The sequence below is a fragment of the Lysobacter dokdonensis DS-58 genome (assembly GCF_000770795.1).
GTDB lineage: Bacteria > Pseudomonadota > Gammaproteobacteria > Xanthomonadales > Xanthomonadaceae > Noviluteimonas > Noviluteimonas dokdonensis.
In genome coordinates, this window is the sequence record NZ_JRKJ01000009.1 from 66,429 (window position 1) to 83,669 (window position 17,241).

15 protein-coding genes are annotated in these 17,241 nt (G+C 68.7%); 11 read left to right on the plus strand and 4 right to left on the minus strand.

All coding sequences use genetic code 11. From position 1 onward, the window contains the following. Positions 1 to 7 precede the first annotated feature (7 nt). Positions 8 to 2,833, plus strand: coding sequence for a serine/threonine-protein kinase (locus LF41_RS16145; RefSeq protein WP_052116274.1), 2,826 nt, complete (start codon positions 8 to 10; stop codon positions 2,831 to 2,833). A gap of 4 nt (positions 2,834 to 2,837) precedes the next feature. Here the strand turns inward: LF41_RS16145 and LF41_RS08815 are convergent, their stop codons facing one another. Further along, on the minus strand, positions 2,838 to 3,461 hold the full coding sequence (locus LF41_RS08815) for a thymidine kinase (RefSeq protein ID WP_036168673.1): 624 nt from the start codon (positions 3,459 to 3,461) through the stop codon (positions 2,838 to 2,840). Positions 3,462 to 3,528: 67 nt separating this feature from the next. Here LF41_RS08815 and LF41_RS08820 point away from each other — a divergent pair, with 67 nt between their 5' ends. The 5 genes from LF41_RS08820 (at position 3,529) to plsB (ending at position 10,788) form a co-directional block, all read left to right on the plus strand. Further along, the gene (locus LF41_RS08820; protein ID WP_036168675.1) at positions 3,529 to 5,508 is read left to right on the plus strand and encodes a UvrD-helicase domain-containing protein; all 1,980 of its coding nucleotides are present in this window, start codon (positions 3,529 to 3,531) and stop codon (positions 5,506 to 5,508) included. After that, positions 5,505 to 5,993, plus strand: a complete 489-nt coding sequence (locus tag LF41_RS08825) for a GNAT family N-acetyltransferase (protein ID WP_036168677.1) — start codon at positions 5,505 to 5,507, stop codon at positions 5,991 to 5,993. Before LF41_RS08820 ends, LF41_RS08825 begins: the two co-directional genes overlap by 4 nt. A 61-nt stretch (positions 5,994 to 6,054) precedes the next feature. Continuing rightward, complete coding sequence (locus tag LF41_RS08830) at positions 6,055 to 6,939, plus strand: 5'-nucleotidase, lipoprotein e(P4) family (RefSeq protein ID WP_036168678.1); 885 nt, start codon at positions 6,055 to 6,057, stop codon at positions 6,937 to 6,939. A gap of 205 nt (positions 6,940 to 7,144) precedes the next feature. Then, a complete protein-coding gene (locus LF41_RS08835; protein ID WP_237577695.1) occupies positions 7,145 to 8,038 on the plus strand; it encodes a hypothetical protein in 894 nt (297 codons plus the stop codon). Then, a complete protein-coding gene (gene plsB / locus LF41_RS08840; RefSeq protein WP_036168681.1) occupies positions 8,038 to 10,788 on the plus strand; it encodes a glycerol-3-phosphate 1-O-acyltransferase PlsB in 2,751 nt (916 codons plus the stop codon). The genes LF41_RS08835 and plsB overlap by 1 nt, the downstream gene beginning before the upstream one ends. On the opposite strand, the gene LF41_RS08845 is transcribed toward plsB, so the two are convergent. Beyond that, positions 10,789 to 11,007: a YdcH family protein gene (locus tag LF41_RS08845; protein WP_052116276.1), complete on the minus strand. Its 219-nt coding sequence runs from the start codon at positions 11,005 to 11,007 to the stop codon at positions 10,789 to 10,791. A 63-nt stretch (positions 11,008 to 11,070) separates the two neighbouring features. On the opposite strand from LF41_RS08845, the gene ttcA reads away from it, so the two are divergent. The 4 genes from ttcA (at position 11,071) to LF41_RS08865 (ending at position 14,393) form a co-directional block, all read left to right on the plus strand. Then, positions 11,071 to 11,967: a tRNA 2-thiocytidine(32) synthetase TtcA gene (gene ttcA, locus LF41_RS08850; protein ID WP_036168683.1), complete on the plus strand. Its 897-nt coding sequence runs from the start codon at positions 11,071 to 11,073 to the stop codon at positions 11,965 to 11,967. A gap of 66 nt (positions 11,968 to 12,033) precedes the next feature. Then, complete coding sequence (locus tag LF41_RS08855) at positions 12,034 to 12,939, plus strand: recombination-associated protein RdgC (protein WP_036168685.1); 906 nt, start codon at positions 12,034 to 12,036, stop codon at positions 12,937 to 12,939. A 112-nt stretch (positions 12,940 to 13,051) separates the two neighbouring features. Beyond that, a complete protein-coding gene (locus LF41_RS08860; protein ID WP_036168787.1) occupies positions 13,052 to 13,837 on the plus strand; it encodes a M48 family metallopeptidase in 786 nt (261 codons plus the stop codon). A 49-nt stretch (positions 13,838 to 13,886) separates the two neighbouring features. Next, positions 13,887 to 14,393 carry a hypothetical protein gene (locus tag LF41_RS08865; RefSeq protein WP_036168687.1) on the plus strand — a complete coding sequence of 169 codons (507 nt, stop codon included), beginning with the start codon at positions 13,887 to 13,889 and terminating at the stop codon, positions 14,391 to 14,393. Here the strand turns inward: LF41_RS08865 and LF41_RS08870 are convergent. Both LF41_RS08870 and hemH read right to left on the minus strand, forming a co-directional pair. Next, positions 14,365 to 15,252 carry an alpha/beta fold hydrolase gene (locus LF41_RS08870; RefSeq protein WP_052116277.1) on the minus strand — a complete coding sequence of 296 codons (888 nt, stop codon included), beginning with the start codon at positions 15,250 to 15,252 and terminating at the stop codon, positions 14,365 to 14,367. The genes LF41_RS08865 and LF41_RS08870 overlap by 29 nt on opposite strands. Beyond that, positions 15,249 to 16,220 (minus strand): ferrochelatase, encoded by a 972-nt coding sequence (gene hemH, locus LF41_RS08875; protein ID WP_036168791.1) that lies wholly within the window; start codon positions 16,218 to 16,220, stop codon positions 15,249 to 15,251. The genes LF41_RS08870 and hemH overlap by 4 nt, the downstream gene beginning before the upstream one ends. Positions 16,221 to 16,358: 138 nt before the next feature. On the opposite strand from hemH, the gene LF41_RS08880 reads away from it, so the two are divergent. Next, positions 16,359 to 17,231: a lipid-binding SYLF domain-containing protein gene (locus LF41_RS08880; protein WP_084073499.1), complete on the plus strand. Its 873-nt coding sequence runs from the start codon at positions 16,359 to 16,361 to the stop codon at positions 17,229 to 17,231. Positions 17,232 to 17,241 lie beyond the last annotated feature (10 nt).

The window sequence follows — 17,241 nt, forward strand, 5'->3', positions numbered from 1 at the left end:
GACCGTGATGGACCCCGAGCGCTGGCAACGGTTGTCCCCGCTGCTCGATGCGCTGTTCGAGCTGGACCAGGACGAACGCGAACGCAGCCTGCGCCTGATGCGCGAGGAGGATCCGCAGACCGCGGAAGACCTCGAGGCGCTGCTCAAGCTCGAGACCGATCGCGAGGACTTCCTCTCCGAGCCGCTCGTCGCGCCGCTGCCCGGCCCGCGCCCGGGGGTGGAAGTCGGGCCGTATCGGCTCGAACGCCTGCTCGGCGAGGGCGGCATGGGCCAGGTGTGGCTCGCCGCGCGCGCCGATGGCCTGTATCAACGCCGCGTCGCGCTGAAACTGCTGCGCCCCGGGCTGGTCGATCCGAACCTGCGCGTGCGCTTCACGCGTGAACGCCAGATCCTCGCGCGCCTGGCGCATCCGCACATCGCGCGCCTGCTCGATGCAGGCGTCAGCCACGACCACCAACCGTACCTCGCGCTCGAGTACATCGAAGGCGAGCCGATCACCGACTACTGCCGCGTGCATCGCCTGTCGCTGGAATCGCGCCTGGATCTGTTCCACCAGGTCTGCGACGCGGTCTCGCACGCGCACGCCAACCTCATCGTCCACCGCGATCTCAAGCCGTCGAACATCCTCGTCACGCCCGCCGGCGACGTGCGCCTGCTCGACTTCGGCATCGCGAAACTGATCGACGCCGACGTCGCCGCGCCGGAACAGACGCGCACCGGCGTGCGCGCGTTCACGCTGCACTACGCCGCGCCCGAGCAGGTGCGTGGCGAGCCGGTGTCGACGATGACCGACGTGTATTCGCTCGGCGTCGTGCTGTACGAACTGCTCGCCGACGCCAAGCCGTATCGCCTCAAGCGCCAGACCGACGCGGAGTGGGAAGAGGCGATCCTGCAGGGCGACCCGACCAAGCCTTCGTCCGCGCTGCAACGCCAGGCCGATGCGGGCGAAGGCGATACGGCGATGCTGCGCCGCCGTGCGCGCAACGTCACCGGCGATCTCGACAACATCGTGCTCAAGGCGCTGGCGAAGAAGCCCGAGCAGCGCTATCCGTCCGTCGAGGCGATGTCGCTCGATCTCGAGCGTTACCTCGCCGGCAAGCCGGTGCTCGCACGTCCGCAGAGTGTCGGTTATCGGCTGCGCAAATATGTCGTGCGGCATCGCTGGGCCCTCGCCACCGGCATCGTCGTGACCGGCGTGCTCGGCGCCGCGCTGACGATCGTCTCGTGGCAGGGGCAGCAGGCGGTGCAGGAAACCGCGCGCGCGCAGGCCTTGCAGGATTTCGTCATCGGTTTGTTCGAAGGCGCGGGCGCCGCGCCGCGCGACGATGCGATCGACATGCGTTCGCTGCTCGACAACGGCATCGTGCGCGCCAATCGTGAACTCGCGCGGCAACCGCTCGCGCGCGCCGAAGTGTTCGGCATCATCGCGCGGCTGCGCATCGGATTGGGCGATTACCCGGAAGCGATGTCGCTGCTGCAACGCCAGGCGGAAATCCTGAAGGCCGTCGGCGACGACGCACCTGCGAGCCTGCAGCTCGAAGCGGCGACGCAACAGGGTCTCGCCCACCGCCAACTCGACGATCCGCGCACGTGCGTCGATGCGATGCAGCCGTGGATGGAACGCGCGCGGCGCGAGCAGTCGCAACTGCCGGCGCAGGTCGCCGAGTTCTATTCGCAACTCGCGCGCTGCCGCAGCGCGGTGGGGGAGTTCAACAGCGCGCGCCAGTTGCTCGAGTATTCGATGACGATCCGCCGCGAGACGCTCGATGACGAAGCGGGCGTCGCCGAGAACCTCTACGACCTGGCCAACGTCGATGCCGACGACGGCAAGCCCGACATCGCGCTGGCGAGCCTGCGCAATGCGCTTGCGTTCCTGCACCAGCGCGTCGGCGAGCGCCATCCGCTCGCGATCCAGATCCACCGCCGCATCGCGATCCTGTTGCGCGAGAAGGGCCGGCCGGCGGAAGCGGCGAAGTCCGTCGACGCCGCGCTCGCGCTGTCGGCCGAATTGCTCGGCGAACGCCACCCCACCACGCTCGCACTGCATCGCCAGCGCGCGTCGGTGTACATGGAGCAAGGCTGGCTCGACGTCGCCGAGCGCGACCTGCGCGACACCACGCCGTTGCTGATCGAACGCGTCGGCGAACGCCACGTCGATGTCGGCGCGAGTTTCTACACGCTCGGCATGCTGGCCTGGGAACAAGGCCGGCTGGAGGAAGCCGAGCGCGACCTCGCGCAGGCCGTCGCGATCTGGCGCACCTCGTCGGCACGCACGCGCATGGTGCGCGCGATGGCCGAGCACGCGCAGGTGCTGCAGGCGCTGGGCCGCGTCGACCAGGCGCGCGGCGAAGTGGCGCAGGCGAAACAACTGGCCGTCGCGCAGCTCGGGTTGAAGCATCCGTTCGTCGCGGATGTCGAATACGCGCACGGGCTGATCCTCGCCAACGAGGGCGACCACGCCGGCGCGAAGGCGCGCCTGGCGAGCGCGGTCAAGCTCTCGCGCAACGCCGAAGGCCAGCCGGCGATCGACACGCAGGCGATGGAACTCTCGCTGGCGCGCGAGCTGGCGCGCGACGGCGACAAGAATGCCCTGGCCACGCTCGCGCGCATGGCGGGCGCGGCCTCGACCAACGCGAGCGAACCGCGCAACTTGCGCTGGCGCGCGCGCGCCTACCTCGGCGAAGCCAATTGCCGCGGCGCGGACGCATCGAAGGCGAACGCCGATCTCGATGCGCTGGCCGCCGAGATGCGCACCGGCCTGCCGCAGGGCGGCCGTTTGCCGCGTGAAGTCGAAACGATCCGTCGAGCCTGCGTGCCGCTGCCGATGCAGTGAGGCGTCAGTCGAGCAGCGAGGGCTGCATCGGGTCGATCGTGCCCTCGCCGCGCATCACCTTCTTGAACTCCGCGCGCGAGACCGACACGTAGCGGTCGTTGCCGCCGATCTCCACCTGCGGGCCGGCCTGCACCGCGTGGCCACGCTCATCGACGCGCACGGTCATCGTCGCCTTCTTGCCGGTGTGGCAGATCGTCTTGATCTCGGTGAGTTCGTCGGCCCACGCGAGCAGGTACTGGCTGCCTTCGAACAGCTCGCCGCGGAAGTCGGTGCGCAGGCCGTAGCACAGGACCGGAATGCGCAACTGATCGACGACCTCGCTCAGTTGCCACACCTGCGGCTTGGAGAGGAACTGCGCTTCGTCCACCAGGACGCAATCGAGTTTGCCTTTGGCCGAGATATCGGCCTCCACCCGCGCCAGCAGGTCGTCCGTGCGCCCGAACGCGTCCCCCTCCGAGCGCAACCCGATGCGCGATGCCACGACGCCCGCCTTGCCCGCGCGGTCGTCCAGCGCCGGCGTGAAGACGAGCACGCGCATGCCGCGTTCGCGGTAGTTGTGCGCCGACTGGAGCAGGGTGGTGGTCTTCCCCGCATTCATCGCGGAGTAGTAGAAGTAAAGCTTGGCCATGGGCGCAATTATGCGTGAGCGCAACCGCTAAACTGCACCGCCCCGCGCCTTGTCCACGGAGCGTCCCTTGCACGGCCTCAATCCTCCCCAACGCCAGGCCGTCGTGCACGTCGACGGCCCGCTCCTGGTGCTGGCGGGCGCGGGCAGCGGCAAGACGCGCGTGATCGTCGAGAAGATCGCGCACCTGATCACCTCCGGGCGCATGCCGGCGCGCCGCATCGCGGCCATCACCTTCACCAACAAGTCCGCGCGCGAGATGAAGGAGCGCGTGGCCAAGCGCATCAAGGGCGACGCGGCCGAAGGCCTCACGATCTGCACCTTCCATGCGCTGGGGCTCAAGCTGCTGCAGATCGAACACGCCAAGCTCGGCCTGCGCCGCGGCTTCTCGATCTTCGACGCCGACGACAGCGCCGCGCAGTTGAAGGACCTGCTGCCGCCGGGCAGCAAGCCGGACGTGATCGACGCGGCGAAGAACCTGATTTCGCGCGCGAAGAACGCGGGCCTGTCGCCGGAGCAGGCCTCCGAGGCGGCCCAGACCGTGCGCGAGATGGAAGCGGCCGCGTTGTATGCGCGCTACCAGCAGCGGCTGACCGCCTTCAACGCGGTGGACTTCGACGACCTGATCCGCCTGCCCGTGCAGTTGCTCGAATCGGACGAAGAGGCGGTGATGGCCTGGCGCGAGCGCATCGGCTACCTGCTCGTCGACGAATGCCAGGACACCAACGACGCGCAGTACCGCCTGCTGAAGGCGATCGCCGGCCCGCGCGGCGATTTCACCTGCGTGGGCGACGACGACCAGTCGATCTACGCCTGGCGCGGCGCCAACCCGGACAACCTGCTGGAACTCGGTCGCGACTATCCGGCGCTGAAGATCGTCAAGCTCGAACAGAACTACCGCTGCAGCAATCGCGTGCTGCGTGCGGCGAACACGTTGATCGCCAACAACCCGCACGAACATCCCAAGACGTTGTGGAGCGACCAGGCCGACGGCGAGCGCATCCGCGTGTGGGAATGCCGCGACAGCACGCACGAGGCGGAGAAGGCCGCCGACCAGATCCACTTCCTCAACCAGTCGCGTGGCGCGCCGTGGAGCGATTTCTGCGTGTTGTTCCGCGGCAACCATCAGTCGCGCGCGCTGGAAAAGGCGATGCAGTTGCTGCGCGTGCCGTACCACCTCACCGGCGGCACCGCGTTCCTCGACCGCGGCGAGGTGAAGGACGCGATGGCGTGGCTGCGCTGCATCGCCAATCCCGAAGACGACGCGGCCTTCCTGCGCGCGGTGCAATCGCCCAAGCGCGAAGTCGGCGCGACGACGCTGGCGAAGCTCGCCGAGCTCGCCCACCAGGCGCACCTTCCGATGTCGCGCGCGGCCGAATCGATCGGCCTGCTCAAGCAGTTGCAGCCGCGCGCGGCGAACGCATTGCAGGCCTTCGCCGATCTGCTGAAGGGATTGCGCGGCGATGCCGCGCGCATGCCGCCGGCAGAGCTCGTGCGCAAGCTCAATGAGCGTTCCGGCCTGCTCGCGATGGTGCGCGCGCAATGCAAGGACGAGGCGACGTTCCAGCGCCGCCGGCAAAACCTCGACGAGCTGGCCGATTGGTTCGACGGGCCGAAGACTTCGGGCCCCGGCGAGCTCGCGGCCGCGCTCGCGCTGCTCTCGCACGCCGACAAGGGCGATGCGGGCAACCAGGTGCGCCTGATGTCGCTGCACGCGGCGAAGGGGCTGGAGTTCCGATACGTCTTCATCGTCGGCGTCGAGGACGGCAACCTGCCGCACGAGGCGTCGATCGAGGAGGGCCGCATCGACGAAGAGCGCCGGCTGATGTACGTCGGCATCACGCGTGCGAAGGAGCAGTTGTGGCTGTCCCATTCGCGCGAGGCGCAGCGCTGGGGCGAGAAGCAGCGCCTGCTGCCGAGCCGCTTCATCGACGAGTTGCCCGCGGCCGAAGTGCAGCGCGACGGCGCGGATCCGGAAGCCGACGCCTCGCAGAAGAAGGAACGCGCCACCGCGGGGTTCGCCGCGATCCGCGCGTTGCTCGACGCATGAGCCTGCGCGTGCGCGACATCGCGCCGGGGGATACGGGCGCGATCCTGGCGCTGAATCTCGAATCGGAAGCCGTGCTCAGCCCCATGGACGCGGCGCGTTACGCGCACCTGCTGGCGCAATCGGCGTACGGGCGCGTGCTGGAGGAAGGGGGCATCGTGGTGGCGTTCCTGCTCGCGTTCCGCGAAGGCGCCGACTACGACAGCGTCAACTATCGCTGGTTCGATGGACGCTATGACGCATTCCTCTACGTCGATCGCGTGGTCGTCGCCGCGTCGCACCAGGGCCGCGGGCTCGGTGCACGCCTGTACGGCGGTCTGTTCGCGTTCGCACGCGCAGCCGGTGTGCCGAACGTGACGTGCGAGTTCGACATCGATCCGCCGAACGAGGCCTCGCGCCGCTTCCATTCCCGCTACGGCTTCACCGAGGTCGGCACCCAGGATTTGCCGGGCGGCAAGCGCGTGTCGATGCAGCGCGCCCCGGCCTGACACTCGCCCGTCGCGGACGCTCGGCTACACTCGCCGCCCTCCTCGTCGCCGGGTCCAACGCATGCGTTTCGCCGTCCTCGCCACCGCCCTGACCGTCGCGCTCGCCGGCTGCGCGACCACCGTGCCGACGACGATGCCGGCAGCCACGCCACTCGCCGTGCAGGACGATCCGCCGGCCGACGACGCGCTCAACGCGGTCGCGTGGTACCAGACCTCGGCCGAGCGCGACCTCGTGTACCGCACCGTGTATCGCGCCGCGTCGCAGCGCCTGCAGGCGGCGCTCGCCGACAAGACGTGGGATGCGCTTCCGAAGGAAGACCGCACGACGCCGCTGAAGGGGCTGAGGCCCGCGATCATCGTGGACGTCGACGAAACCGTGCTCGACAACGCGCCGGCGTCCGTGCGCCAGATCCGCGAACGCCGCGGCTTCGACGAAGCGCAGTGGGGCAAGTGGGTCGAGGAGCGCAAGGCGAAGGCGTTGCCCGGCGCGGCGGAATTCCTCTCCGCGGCCGCGAAGCAGGGCGTCACCGTCTTCTACATCAGCAACCGCGACGCGAGCCTGGCGCAAGCCACGATCGCCAACCTGCGCAGCACCGGGTTCCCCATCGCGAACGACGATCAATTCCTCGGTCTGGGCACCGTCGTGGACGGCTGCGAGCAGGAAGGCTCGGAGAAGTCGTGCCGCCGCCAACTGGTCGGCCGCACGCATCGCGTGCTGATGCAGTTCGGCGACCAGGTCGGAGATCTGGTGCAGATCGTGGCCAACACGCCGGAGGGACGGCGCGATGCCGTCGCGCCGTACGCGGACTGGATCGGCGAGCGCTGGTTCGTCCTGCCCAACCCGATGTACGGGTCGTGGGAACCGGCGCTGTTCAACAACGATTGGCGCCAGCCGGCCGCGCAGCGTCGGGCAAAGAAGGAAGCCGTGCTGGACGGCGCTGACTGACCAGCACAATAGAATCAATGTCTTGCGACACCATATTTCAGGTATTGCATCAGCTATGGCCGCTGGGCTAGCCTGCGCGCAGCCGGTTCTTCCGGCGCCATGCCACAACCGATGTCTTCCGGTTCGACCGGATTTTTACAGGAGGCTTCGGCCTCCTTTTTCTTTGGCCGGATCGGCGATGATCCGCGCCATGCCGATCCGCTCGATGCGCTTGGTCCCCCTCCTCGCGATCGCACTGCTCGCCGCCTGCGCGAAGACGCCGCCGCCGCAGCCCGGTGCGGCGCGTCCCGTGCAGGCCGTGCAGGCGCTCGTCGAACGCCTGCGCGCGAACGATCCCGCCGGCTTCGCCATCGTTGCGATTCCGCCCGCGCTGCACGCGCGGCTGGAGACCGCGTGGCGCACGGGACGCAGCCGTTGGCCGCTCGACGAACTCCCGCTCGACGACCGCCTGCCCGCGATGCTCGCCACCTTGTCGAAGCCGGATGCACGCACGACCCTGCAACGCGACTTCGATCGCCAGTTCGCGAATTCGGGCGATGAGTTGCGATCGACGGCGACCTCGCTGGGCGTGTTCGCCGTGCAGTACATCCACAACGAAGGCGATTACAGCCCGGCCGAACGCGATCACTACGGCCAGGCCGTCGCGGCGTTGAGCCGCTGGGCGGCGCGTGCGCCGTTGTCGGACGCCACGCGCGCACGGCGCGCGATCGCGCTGTTGTCGACGGCGGCGGCCGAGACCGGCATCGCCACGCCCGCGGATTTCGCGAACCACGGCATGGACGCCTCGCTCGAACGCCTCGGCCCGTTCCTCGCGGCGACCAAGCAGGTGTTCGGCAGTTACGGGCTGGACCTGGACGCGGCCTTCGACAGCGTGGACGCGACGCTGGTGCAGCAGACCGGCGACACCGCCCGCGTCCGCGTGCGCTACCTGCTCGGCGGGGAGCAGATCGACACGCTGCTCGACGTGCGGCGCATCGACGGCCGCTGGTACCTGGAGGACTACCTGCGCAACGCGGAAGCCTCGCTCGACGGCCCCGCGGCCGCTGCGCCAGCCCTCCCGGGCGCGGCTTCGACCCCCGCGACGGCGGCTTCGCCATAATGGCGGCGATGCCGAACCAGCCGAACCTCCCGCTCTTCGACGATCCGACCACCCCGCCGCCGGCCGCCACGCCGTCGCAGGAAGCGGAAGCGCCCGCACGGGACCTGCCGTCGAACCCCGTCCCCGAGGACGCCACGGCCGCGCACGACGCGCCGGAGCTGCCACTGGACGCCCCATCGCCTGAGCACGAGACGACGGCCGCGCCGCCCCCGGTCGCCTCGCGCAACGGCTCGTCCAATCCCGTCGGCGCCCGTCCGCCGATGTGGGCGCGCCTGATGGGCAAGCTGCTCGAACCGTGGATCGGCCTGGAGCTCGAACCACGCGTGCCCGCCGACTGGGCCGACGGCCGTGCGATCTGCTACGTGCTCGAAGACTACGGCCTGTCGAATGCGTTGATCCTCGAACGCGCGTGCCGCGAAGCGGGCCTGCCCTCGCCGCTGCAGCCGATGCCCGGCGATCCGCTCGGCCGCAAGCGCGCGTATGTCGCGCTCTCGCGTCGCAACACGAATGCGTTGAAGGTGCTCGGCCTCTCGCCGGGGCCGGAACACAAGACGCACTCCGGTTCGCTCGCGCGTCTGTTGCAGGCGCATCGCGACGACCCGTCGCTCGACGTGCAACTCGTGCCGGTCTCGATCTTCGTGGGCCGCGCGCCGGACAAGCACAGCGGCTGGTTCTCGGTGCTGTTCTCCGAAAACTGGACGATCGTCGGCCGCTTCCGCCGTTTGCTCGCGATCCTGCTCAACGGGCGCTCGACGACCGTGCAGTTCGCGCCGCCGGTGTCCGTGCACGCCACCGTCGCCGAAGGCCTCGATCCCGAACGCACCGTGCGCAAGCTTTCGCGCGTGCTGCGCGCGCACTTCCGCCGCATCCGCTCGGCGATCATCGGGCCGGATCTGTCCACGCGCCGCCTGCTCGCCGACCAGGTGTTGTCCGCCGAATCGGTGAAGGACGCCATCGCCGACCAGGCGCGCCGCGAGAACGCGTCGAACCCGGCGAAGGGCAAGGCCGAAGCCTGGAAGAAGGCGCATTCGTACATCTACGAAATCGCGGCCGACTACTCGCATCCGGTGGTGCGCTCGGCGAGTTTCCTGCTGACCACCGTGTGGAACCGCATCTTCCGCGGCGTGCTCGTGCACCACCTCGAAGCGTTGAAGCAGAACGCGCCCGGCCACGAAGTCGTCTACGTGCCCTGCCACCGCAGCCACATGGATTACCTGTTGTTGAGCTACCTGCTCTACACCAAGGGCATCGTGCCGCCGCACATCGCCGCGGGCATCAACCTCAACCTGCCGGTCATCGGCCCGTTGCTGCGGCGCGGCGGCGCGTTCTTCCTGCGTCGCAGCTTCCGCGGCAACGCGCTGTATTCGGCGGTGTTCACCGAGTACGTCTCGCAGCTCGTCGCCGGCGGGTATTCGATCGAATACTTCATCGAAGGCGGACGCTCGCGCACGGGCCGCCTGCTGCAGCCGAAGGGCGGCATGGTCGCGATGACGGTGCGCGCGTTCCTGCGCCAGCCCACGCGCCCCGTCATGTTCCAGCCGGTGTACATCGGCTACGAAAAGATGCTCGAGGGCGACAGCTACCTCGACGAGCTGATCGGCAAGCCGAAGCAGAAGGAATCGATCTGGCAGTTGCTCATGAGCATCCCGCGGGTGCTGCGCAGCAACTACGGCCAGGTGGTGGTGAATTTCGGCGAGCCGATCCGGCTCAACGACATGCTGGCCGAACTCGCGCCGGCGTGGGACGGCACGCCGCTCGACGAGGACGACCGCCCCGACTGGTTGTCCGACACCGTCGACGCCACCGCGCAGCGCATCCAGGTGAACATCAACCGCGCCGCGGACGTGAACCCGATCAACCTGCTCGCGATGGCGTTGCTGTCCACGCCGAAGCACGCGATGGGCGAGACCGACCTGCTCGCGCAGATCGCATTGTCCAAGACCTTGCTCAGCGACGTGCCATATTCGGCGCTGGTGACGGTCACGCCGCACACGCCCGAGCAGATCATCGCGCACGGCGAAGAAATCAACATGCTCTCGCGCACCGCGCACCCGTTGGGCGACGTCTTGAGCGTGGACGACGACACCGCGGGCTTGCTGAGCTACTACCGCAACAACGTGCTGCACCTGTTCACCGCCTCGGCGTGGATCGCGGTCTGCTTCCTCAGCAACCGCCGTCTCTCGCGCGTGATGCTGCAGCGCCTGGGCCGCACGGTGTACCCGTTCCTCAAGGCCGAATTGTTCCTGCCGTGGGACGAGGACGAATTCGCCGAGCGCATCGACCGCACCATCGACGTCTTCGTGCGCGAAGGTTTGCTCAAGCACGTGAGCGACGATGAAGGCGGCATCCTGTCGCGCAGCGCGGGCCAGACCGACGAGGTCTTCCGCATCCGCGCCATCGGACATTCGCTGCAACAGGCCTTCGAGCGTTACTACATCGCCATTTCGGTGCTGGTGAAGAACGGCGCGGGCACGCTCTCGTCGGGCGAACTGGAAAGCCTGTGCCACCTCGCCGCGCAACGCCTCTCGCTGCTCTATGCACCGGCGGCGCCGGAGTTCTTCGACAGGACGTTGTTCCGCGGCTTCATCCAGAAGCTGCGCGAGTTGCGCGTGGTGTGGCCGAACGAAGCGGGCAAGCTGATGTTCGACGAGCGCCTGGACGCCTGGGCGAAGGACGCGCGCATCATCCTCGGCCGCGAACTGCGGCACACGATCGAAAAGATCAGCCCCGAGGCATCGAAGCCCGCCTGATCAGGCGGGTTCGTCCGGGATCAACGCGGACTCCAGCCGGGAGATGCTGTCCTTCAGCTGGAGCTTGCGCTTCTTCAGGCGCTTGATCGTGAGTTCGTCGGTGTCGATGTCCGCCTGCAGGCGCGCGATGGCGGCATCGAGATCGCGGTGCTCGAGCTTGAGCTCGATCACGCGCTGGGCGATGCGGGCGAGTTCGCCGGGGTCGTTCGGCTGGGTCACGGAGCGAACTTTAACGCTGCGAGCGTCGGGATAGAATGCGTGGCCGTTCCCGTCGCCTTTTCCATGTCCACCACCCCCCTGCCCCTGCTCGAACCCCAGCCCCGTGCGCGTCGCGTCGCGCACGAGCGGGTGCGGCTGGCCAAGCGCTTGCGGCACCAGGTGGGGCGGGCGATCGCGGACTTCGGGATGATCGAGGACGGCGACAAGGTGATGGTGTGCCTGTCGGGCGGCAAGGACAGCTACACGATGCTCGACATCCTCCTGCAGTTGCGGGAGAAGGCGCCGGTGCGGTTCGAGTTGCACGCGGTCAACCTCGACCAGAAGCAGCCCGATTTCCCGGCGCACGTGTTGCCGGCGTATCTCGAATCGCTCGGCGTGCCGTACACCATCCTCGAGCAGGACACTTACTCGGTCGTCAAGCGCGTGGTGCCCGAGGGCAAGACGCTGTGCTCGCTGTGTTCCCGCCTGCGTCGCGGCGCGTTGTATGCGCATGCCGAAGCGGAAGGCTTCACCAAGATCGCGCTCGGCCACCATCGCGACGACCTGGTCGCCACGTTCTTCCTGAACCTGTTCTTCCACGCCAAGCTCGCCGGCATGCCGCCCAAGCTGCGCTCGGACGATGGCAAGCATGTCGTGATCCGGCCGCTGGCGTACGTGCGCGAATCCGACATCGCGTCTTACGCCGAGGTACGCGGTTTCCCGATCATCCCGTGCAATCTCTGCGGGTCGCAGGAGAACCTGCAGCGCAAGCAGGTGCAGAAGATGATGGCGGAGTGGGAAGCGCAGACGCCGGGGCGCATCGAGAACATCGCGCGCGCGCTCGGCGATGTGCGTCCCTCGCAGTTGAGCGACGCGACGCTGTTCGATTTCCTGAACCTCGGTGCGCGCGGCACGATGCCGTTGCCCGATGCGCATGCCTGGTTGTCGGGCGACGCGCGCGACGACGCCGACGACGCGTAAACTCACTGACTCTCCTCATTCTGGATTCCCGCCTTCGCGGGAATGACGGCACTTCCTAGGATTTCGATGTTCTTCCGCAACCTGACGCTGTTCCGCTTCCCCACGTCCCTCGACTTTTCCGAACTCGACGCCCGCCTGGCCGAATGCGCCCTCAAGCCCGTCGGTGCGCTGGAGTTGTCATCGCGCGGATTCGTCTCGCCGTTCGGCCGCGACGGTGAAGCCCTGTCGCATCGCATTTCCGACGCGATCTGGCTGAGCGTGGGCTCCGAGGACAAGCTGCTGCCGGGCGCGGTGGTGAACGACCTGCTCTCGCGCAAGCTCGAGGAAATCGAGCGCAAGGAAGGGCGCAAGCCCGGCGGGCGCGCGCGCAAGCGGCTGAAGGAAGACTTGGTGCATGAATTGTTGCCGCGCGCGTTCGTGCGCCCCGGCCGCACGGATGCGCTGCTCGACCTCGGGCACGGCTTGTGCATCGTCGATTCTTCCTCGCGCAAGTCCGCCGAGAACGTCGTGAGCGAAATCCGCTCCGCGCTCGGCAGCTTCCCGGCCCTGCCGGTGAACGCGGAAGTCGCGCCGCGCAGCATCCTCACGGGCTGGATCGCGGGCGACCCCTTGCCCGAAGGCCTCACGCTCGGCGACGAGTGCGAACTCAAGGACGCCGCCGACAAGGGCGCGGTGGTAAAGTGCCAGCGCCAGGAACTGCAGGGCGACGAGATCGCCAAGCACCTGGAATCGGGCAAGCAGGTCACGCGCCTGGCGCTGACGCTCGACGACCGCGTTTCGTTCGTCCTCGGCGAGGACCTGATCGTGCGCAAGTTCAAGCTGCTGGACGGCGCGGTCGATTCGCTGGAATCGACCGAGCGCGACGACGTGCGCGCCGAACTCGATGCACGCTTCGCCCTCATGGCCGCGGAAGCCAAGCGGCTGTTCAACGTGCTCGAGCCTGCACTGAAACTCTCGCGCGTCGAGGGCTGAATCCCGCGTGGAACGTGGCGCCGCACGAAATCCGTCGCGGCGCATCGACACACGCGCCGCGCGCGCGGCCTACAATCCCCGCGTCCCCCCGACGCCCGAATCGCACGAACGAATGCCCCATCTCCGTCGCCTGCTGGCGCCGCGCCTTCCCGTCATCGAACGCGACGTCACGTCGGTCGAGCTCGACGACGGTCGCAGCATCGAAATCCAGCGCGTGCGCAATCCGCGCGCACGCCGCCTCCGCCTTTCCGTCGACGAACGCGGCGCACGCCTGACGCTGCCGCAGCGCGCGAGCCTCGTCTCGGGCGAGCGTTTCCTCGTCGAGCATCGCGCGTGGCTCGCCGAACAACTCGATCGCTACACGTTGCAGGGCCTGCCGGAATTGCAGCGCCGGGTCACCGCCGCACTGCCGTTGCGCGGCGCGGACATCCCGCTGCGCTGGGAAGACGGGCGCTTCACGTCGCTCGAATTCGACGCGCAGGCGGGCCACGCGGTCTTCCGCACCACGCAACGCGCGTCCGATGCGGCGCTGCGTCGCGCGGTACGCGATTTCTACGAGGGACAGGCACGCACCGACATCGGCCGCTGGTTGCCGAAGTACCTGCCGACGCTGCCGCGGCCGCCGCGGCGCGTGCAGTTCAAGGTGATGTCGTCGCAGTGGGGGTCGCTCGCGCCCAATGGCGTCGTCGCACTGGACCTGGCGCTCGTGCTCGCGCGTCCGTCGGCGTTCGAGTACGTGCTCGTGCACGAGCTGTGCCACATCCTGCGCGCCGATCACTCGCGCGCGTTCTGGCTGGAGGTCGAACGTCGCTTCCCGTCATGGCGCGCCGAGCGCGACTATTTCCACGCCGATGGGCGCCGCTTGAAGGCGACGCTGCGCGCGTTGTTGTCCGGTTGACGTCGTCGCGCACGTTTTCCGGAGTCTGACGAACAACGGGAATTCCGCGATGCGCAACACACGACTGATCCTTTCCGCGAGCCTGGCGTGCCTGGCGCTCGTCGCCTGCGGCAAGTCGCCCGGTGAACGCGCGGCCGAGGCCGCCATCGAACGCGCGACGGGCCAGAAGGCCAATGTCGATGCGGACACCGGCGAGGTCACCATCGAAGGCAAGGACGGCCAGTCGATGCGCATCGCCGGCGGCGATTCGGCGAAATTGCCGGCCGCATTCCCGAAGGATGTCTACCTGCCGTCGGACTACAAGGTCCTGAGCGTCATGGAAATGCCCGACGCGATGGTCGTCCAGCTGGATTCGCCGGGCACGCTGGCCGCACTGGCCGAGGCGAGCGGCAAGAAAATGGCCACCGAAGGCTGGAAGCAGACGCTTTCGATGCAACAGGCCGCCGACCAGCAGGTCACGATGTACGAGAAGGACAAGCGCTCGGCCACCGTGTCCCTCGTCGATGACGAAGCCCCCGGCGTGAAGATCAACCTGCAGCTGGCGAAGCAGCAGTAACCGGGTCGTCGCCGAAGAATCCGCCGATCGCATCGGCCACGCCGCGCGGATCTTCCATGTGCAGGTGGTGCGTGCCCGACAGCACCACCACCTCCCCCGCACGTAACGCAGTGGCGCGTTCGCGGCGCATCGCATCGGGGAAATAGGGCGGCGCCGGATCGGCGTAGAGCACGCGCACCGGGCATTCGATGTGCGTGATGAGGTCTCGCACCTGGCCTTCGGTCATGCGCACGGCGGTGGCGACCGTCAGGCGCGGGTCGCTGCTCCAGGTGAACCCGCCGTCCACCGCGCGCGTGCCGCGTTCGACCAGCAGGCGCGCAACCGGTTCGGAGAGATCGTTGGCCTGCATGCGCGCGCGGATCGCGGCCTCTCGGTCCGGGAACACGCGCAAGGATTTGCCGCGCAGCGCGCGCCCGGCGGCAATCGATTCGCGCAGCCGCTGCGCGGTGCGGTCCTCGCGATCGGCCAATGCACCGAGTGCTTCGATTGCGAGAAAGCGCGTCAACCGTTCGGGTGCGGCAGCCGACAGGATCGTGCCGATCGCGCCGCCCATCGAGTGCCCGAGCACCGCGAAGCGGTCCCATCCGAGTGCGTCGGCTGCATCGAGCACCGTCTGCACGGTGCCCGCCAGCGAATACTCGGCGCCGAGTGGCAAATGCGGACTGGTGCCGTGGCCGGGCAGGTCGAGCGCGACCAGGTCGATGCCGTGCAGGTGCGAAGCGAGCGGCACGAAGCTGGCCGCGTTGTCGAGCCAGCCGTGCAGCGCGAGCACCGGCGTCCCGGTGCCGCCGCGCAAGGCGGTCAGTCGGCCATACGGTGTATCGAGGAGGATCTCGCGCAACGGCGCCACCGGACTCATGCGCGCAGCGCCTTGTCGCAGAGCGCGGCGAGCGCATCGGCGTGCGCCGGGGTGTCGTTGAGGCACGGGATGTACTGCATCGCCTGGCCGCCGGCCGCGCGGAACGCATCGGCGTTCTGCTGCGCGATTTCCTCGAGCGTTTCCAGACAATCGACCGCGAACCCCGGGCACACGACGTCGACGCGGCGCGTCCCCGCGCGCGCCATGGCTTCGAGCGTGGTGATCGTCGCCGGTTCCAGCCAGCGCTCCTTGCCGAAGCGCGACTGGAACGTCAGCACGTAGTCCTCGTCGTGCAGGCCGAGGTCGCCGACGATCCCCGCGACGCTCGCCTTGCATTGGTCGGCGTAGGGATCGCCGTTGTCGACCACGCGCTGCGGCAATCCGTGGAACGAGAACACCAGGCGCTCGCCGCGGCCATTGACGTCCCAGTGCGCGCGGATGGAATCGGCGACGGCCTGCACCCATGCGGCGTCGAGGTGGTAGTCGCCGATCACGCGTGCGGGCAATGCGCCGGACGCGCGCACAGCGTCGTCGACCGACGCGGTGGTGGTCGTCGAGTACTGCGGATACAACGGGAGCACGACGACGCGCGCGATGCCCTCGCGCCGCAGGCCGTCGAGGACCTCGTGCACCGCCGGCTGTCCGTAGCGCATGGCGTGCACGACGCGCGTGCCGGGCATGCGCTGCGCCACCGCCGCCGCGAGCCGCCGCGTGTGCACCGCGAGCGGCGAGCCGGCGTCCATCCAGATCTCGGCGTACTTGTGCGCGACGCGCTTGCTGCGCAGCGGCAGGATCACCCAATGCAGCAACGGCCACCACAGCCAGCGCGGGATCTGCACGACGCGCGGGTCCATCAGGAATTGCGACAGGTAGCGGCGCACGGCGCCGGGCGTCGGCGCGTCGGGCGTGCCGAGATTGATCAGGACGACGGCGGCGTCGGCCGCGCGGGGATGTTCGATGCCGGGCATGCGCATAGGATGTCACGCACGCGTGCCGGTTCGCTCGCGATTCATCGCCGCGCGCGGAGACTGAACCGTCGCTGGATTTGCTGGTCCTTCTTTTTCGTTTCCCGTTGCGCAGCCCCCGCCCCGATCGTGGAGTCCGCCATGCCCCGCCAGACCCGTCGCGCCCTGACCGTCGCCCTGTCGACGCTCGTGCTCGCAGCCAGCCTCCAATCCGCCGTCGCCGGCGTTCGCGAGGACGAACGCGCACGCAACGTGGTGCGCGTGCTCACCGACATCCAGGCCATCCCCGAGAACGCGATCCCCGACAAGTTGCTCGACGAGGCCAAGGCCATCGTCATCGTGCCCGACACCATCAAGGCCGGCCTGGTCATCGGTGGCCGCCGCGGCCACGGACTCATGGCGGTGAAGCTGCCCGACGGCACGTGGTCGAACCCCAGCTTCATCACGCTCACCGGCGGCAGCATCGGTTTCCAGGCCGGCGTGCAGTCCTCCGACGTCGTGCTTGTCTTCCGCAGCGATCGCGGCGTGGATTCGATCGTCAACGGCAAGTTCACCCTCGGCGCCGATGCGGCGGTCGCGGCCGGTCCGGTCGGACGCAACGCGGCGACGGCGACCGACGGGCAGTTCAAGGCGGAGATCTGGTCCTGGTCGCGGGCGCGCGGGTTGTTCGCGGGCGTGGCGCTGGACGGCGCGGTGCTGTCCATCGACGACAACGCCAACCAGGCGGCCTACGGCAGCGGCAGCACGCCGCGCATGATCTTCGAAGGCCGTGCGACGCAACTGCCGTCGGCGGACCTGGTCGCCATCCGCGACCAGCTCGAGGAAGCCACCGCGCTCGCGCGCAGCAATCGCGGGACCGGTGCACCGGTCGCGAGCGCAGCGCCCGTGGGCGCCACGGCCACGACGCCGGCACCGACGGTGGTGGAGACAACGACGGTCACCGGGGCGAGCGGCGCTGTCTTGCCCGACGAAGACGCGCCCGCGCGCACCGAATCGCTGCCGCCGAGTCCCTGAGCCCCGCGCC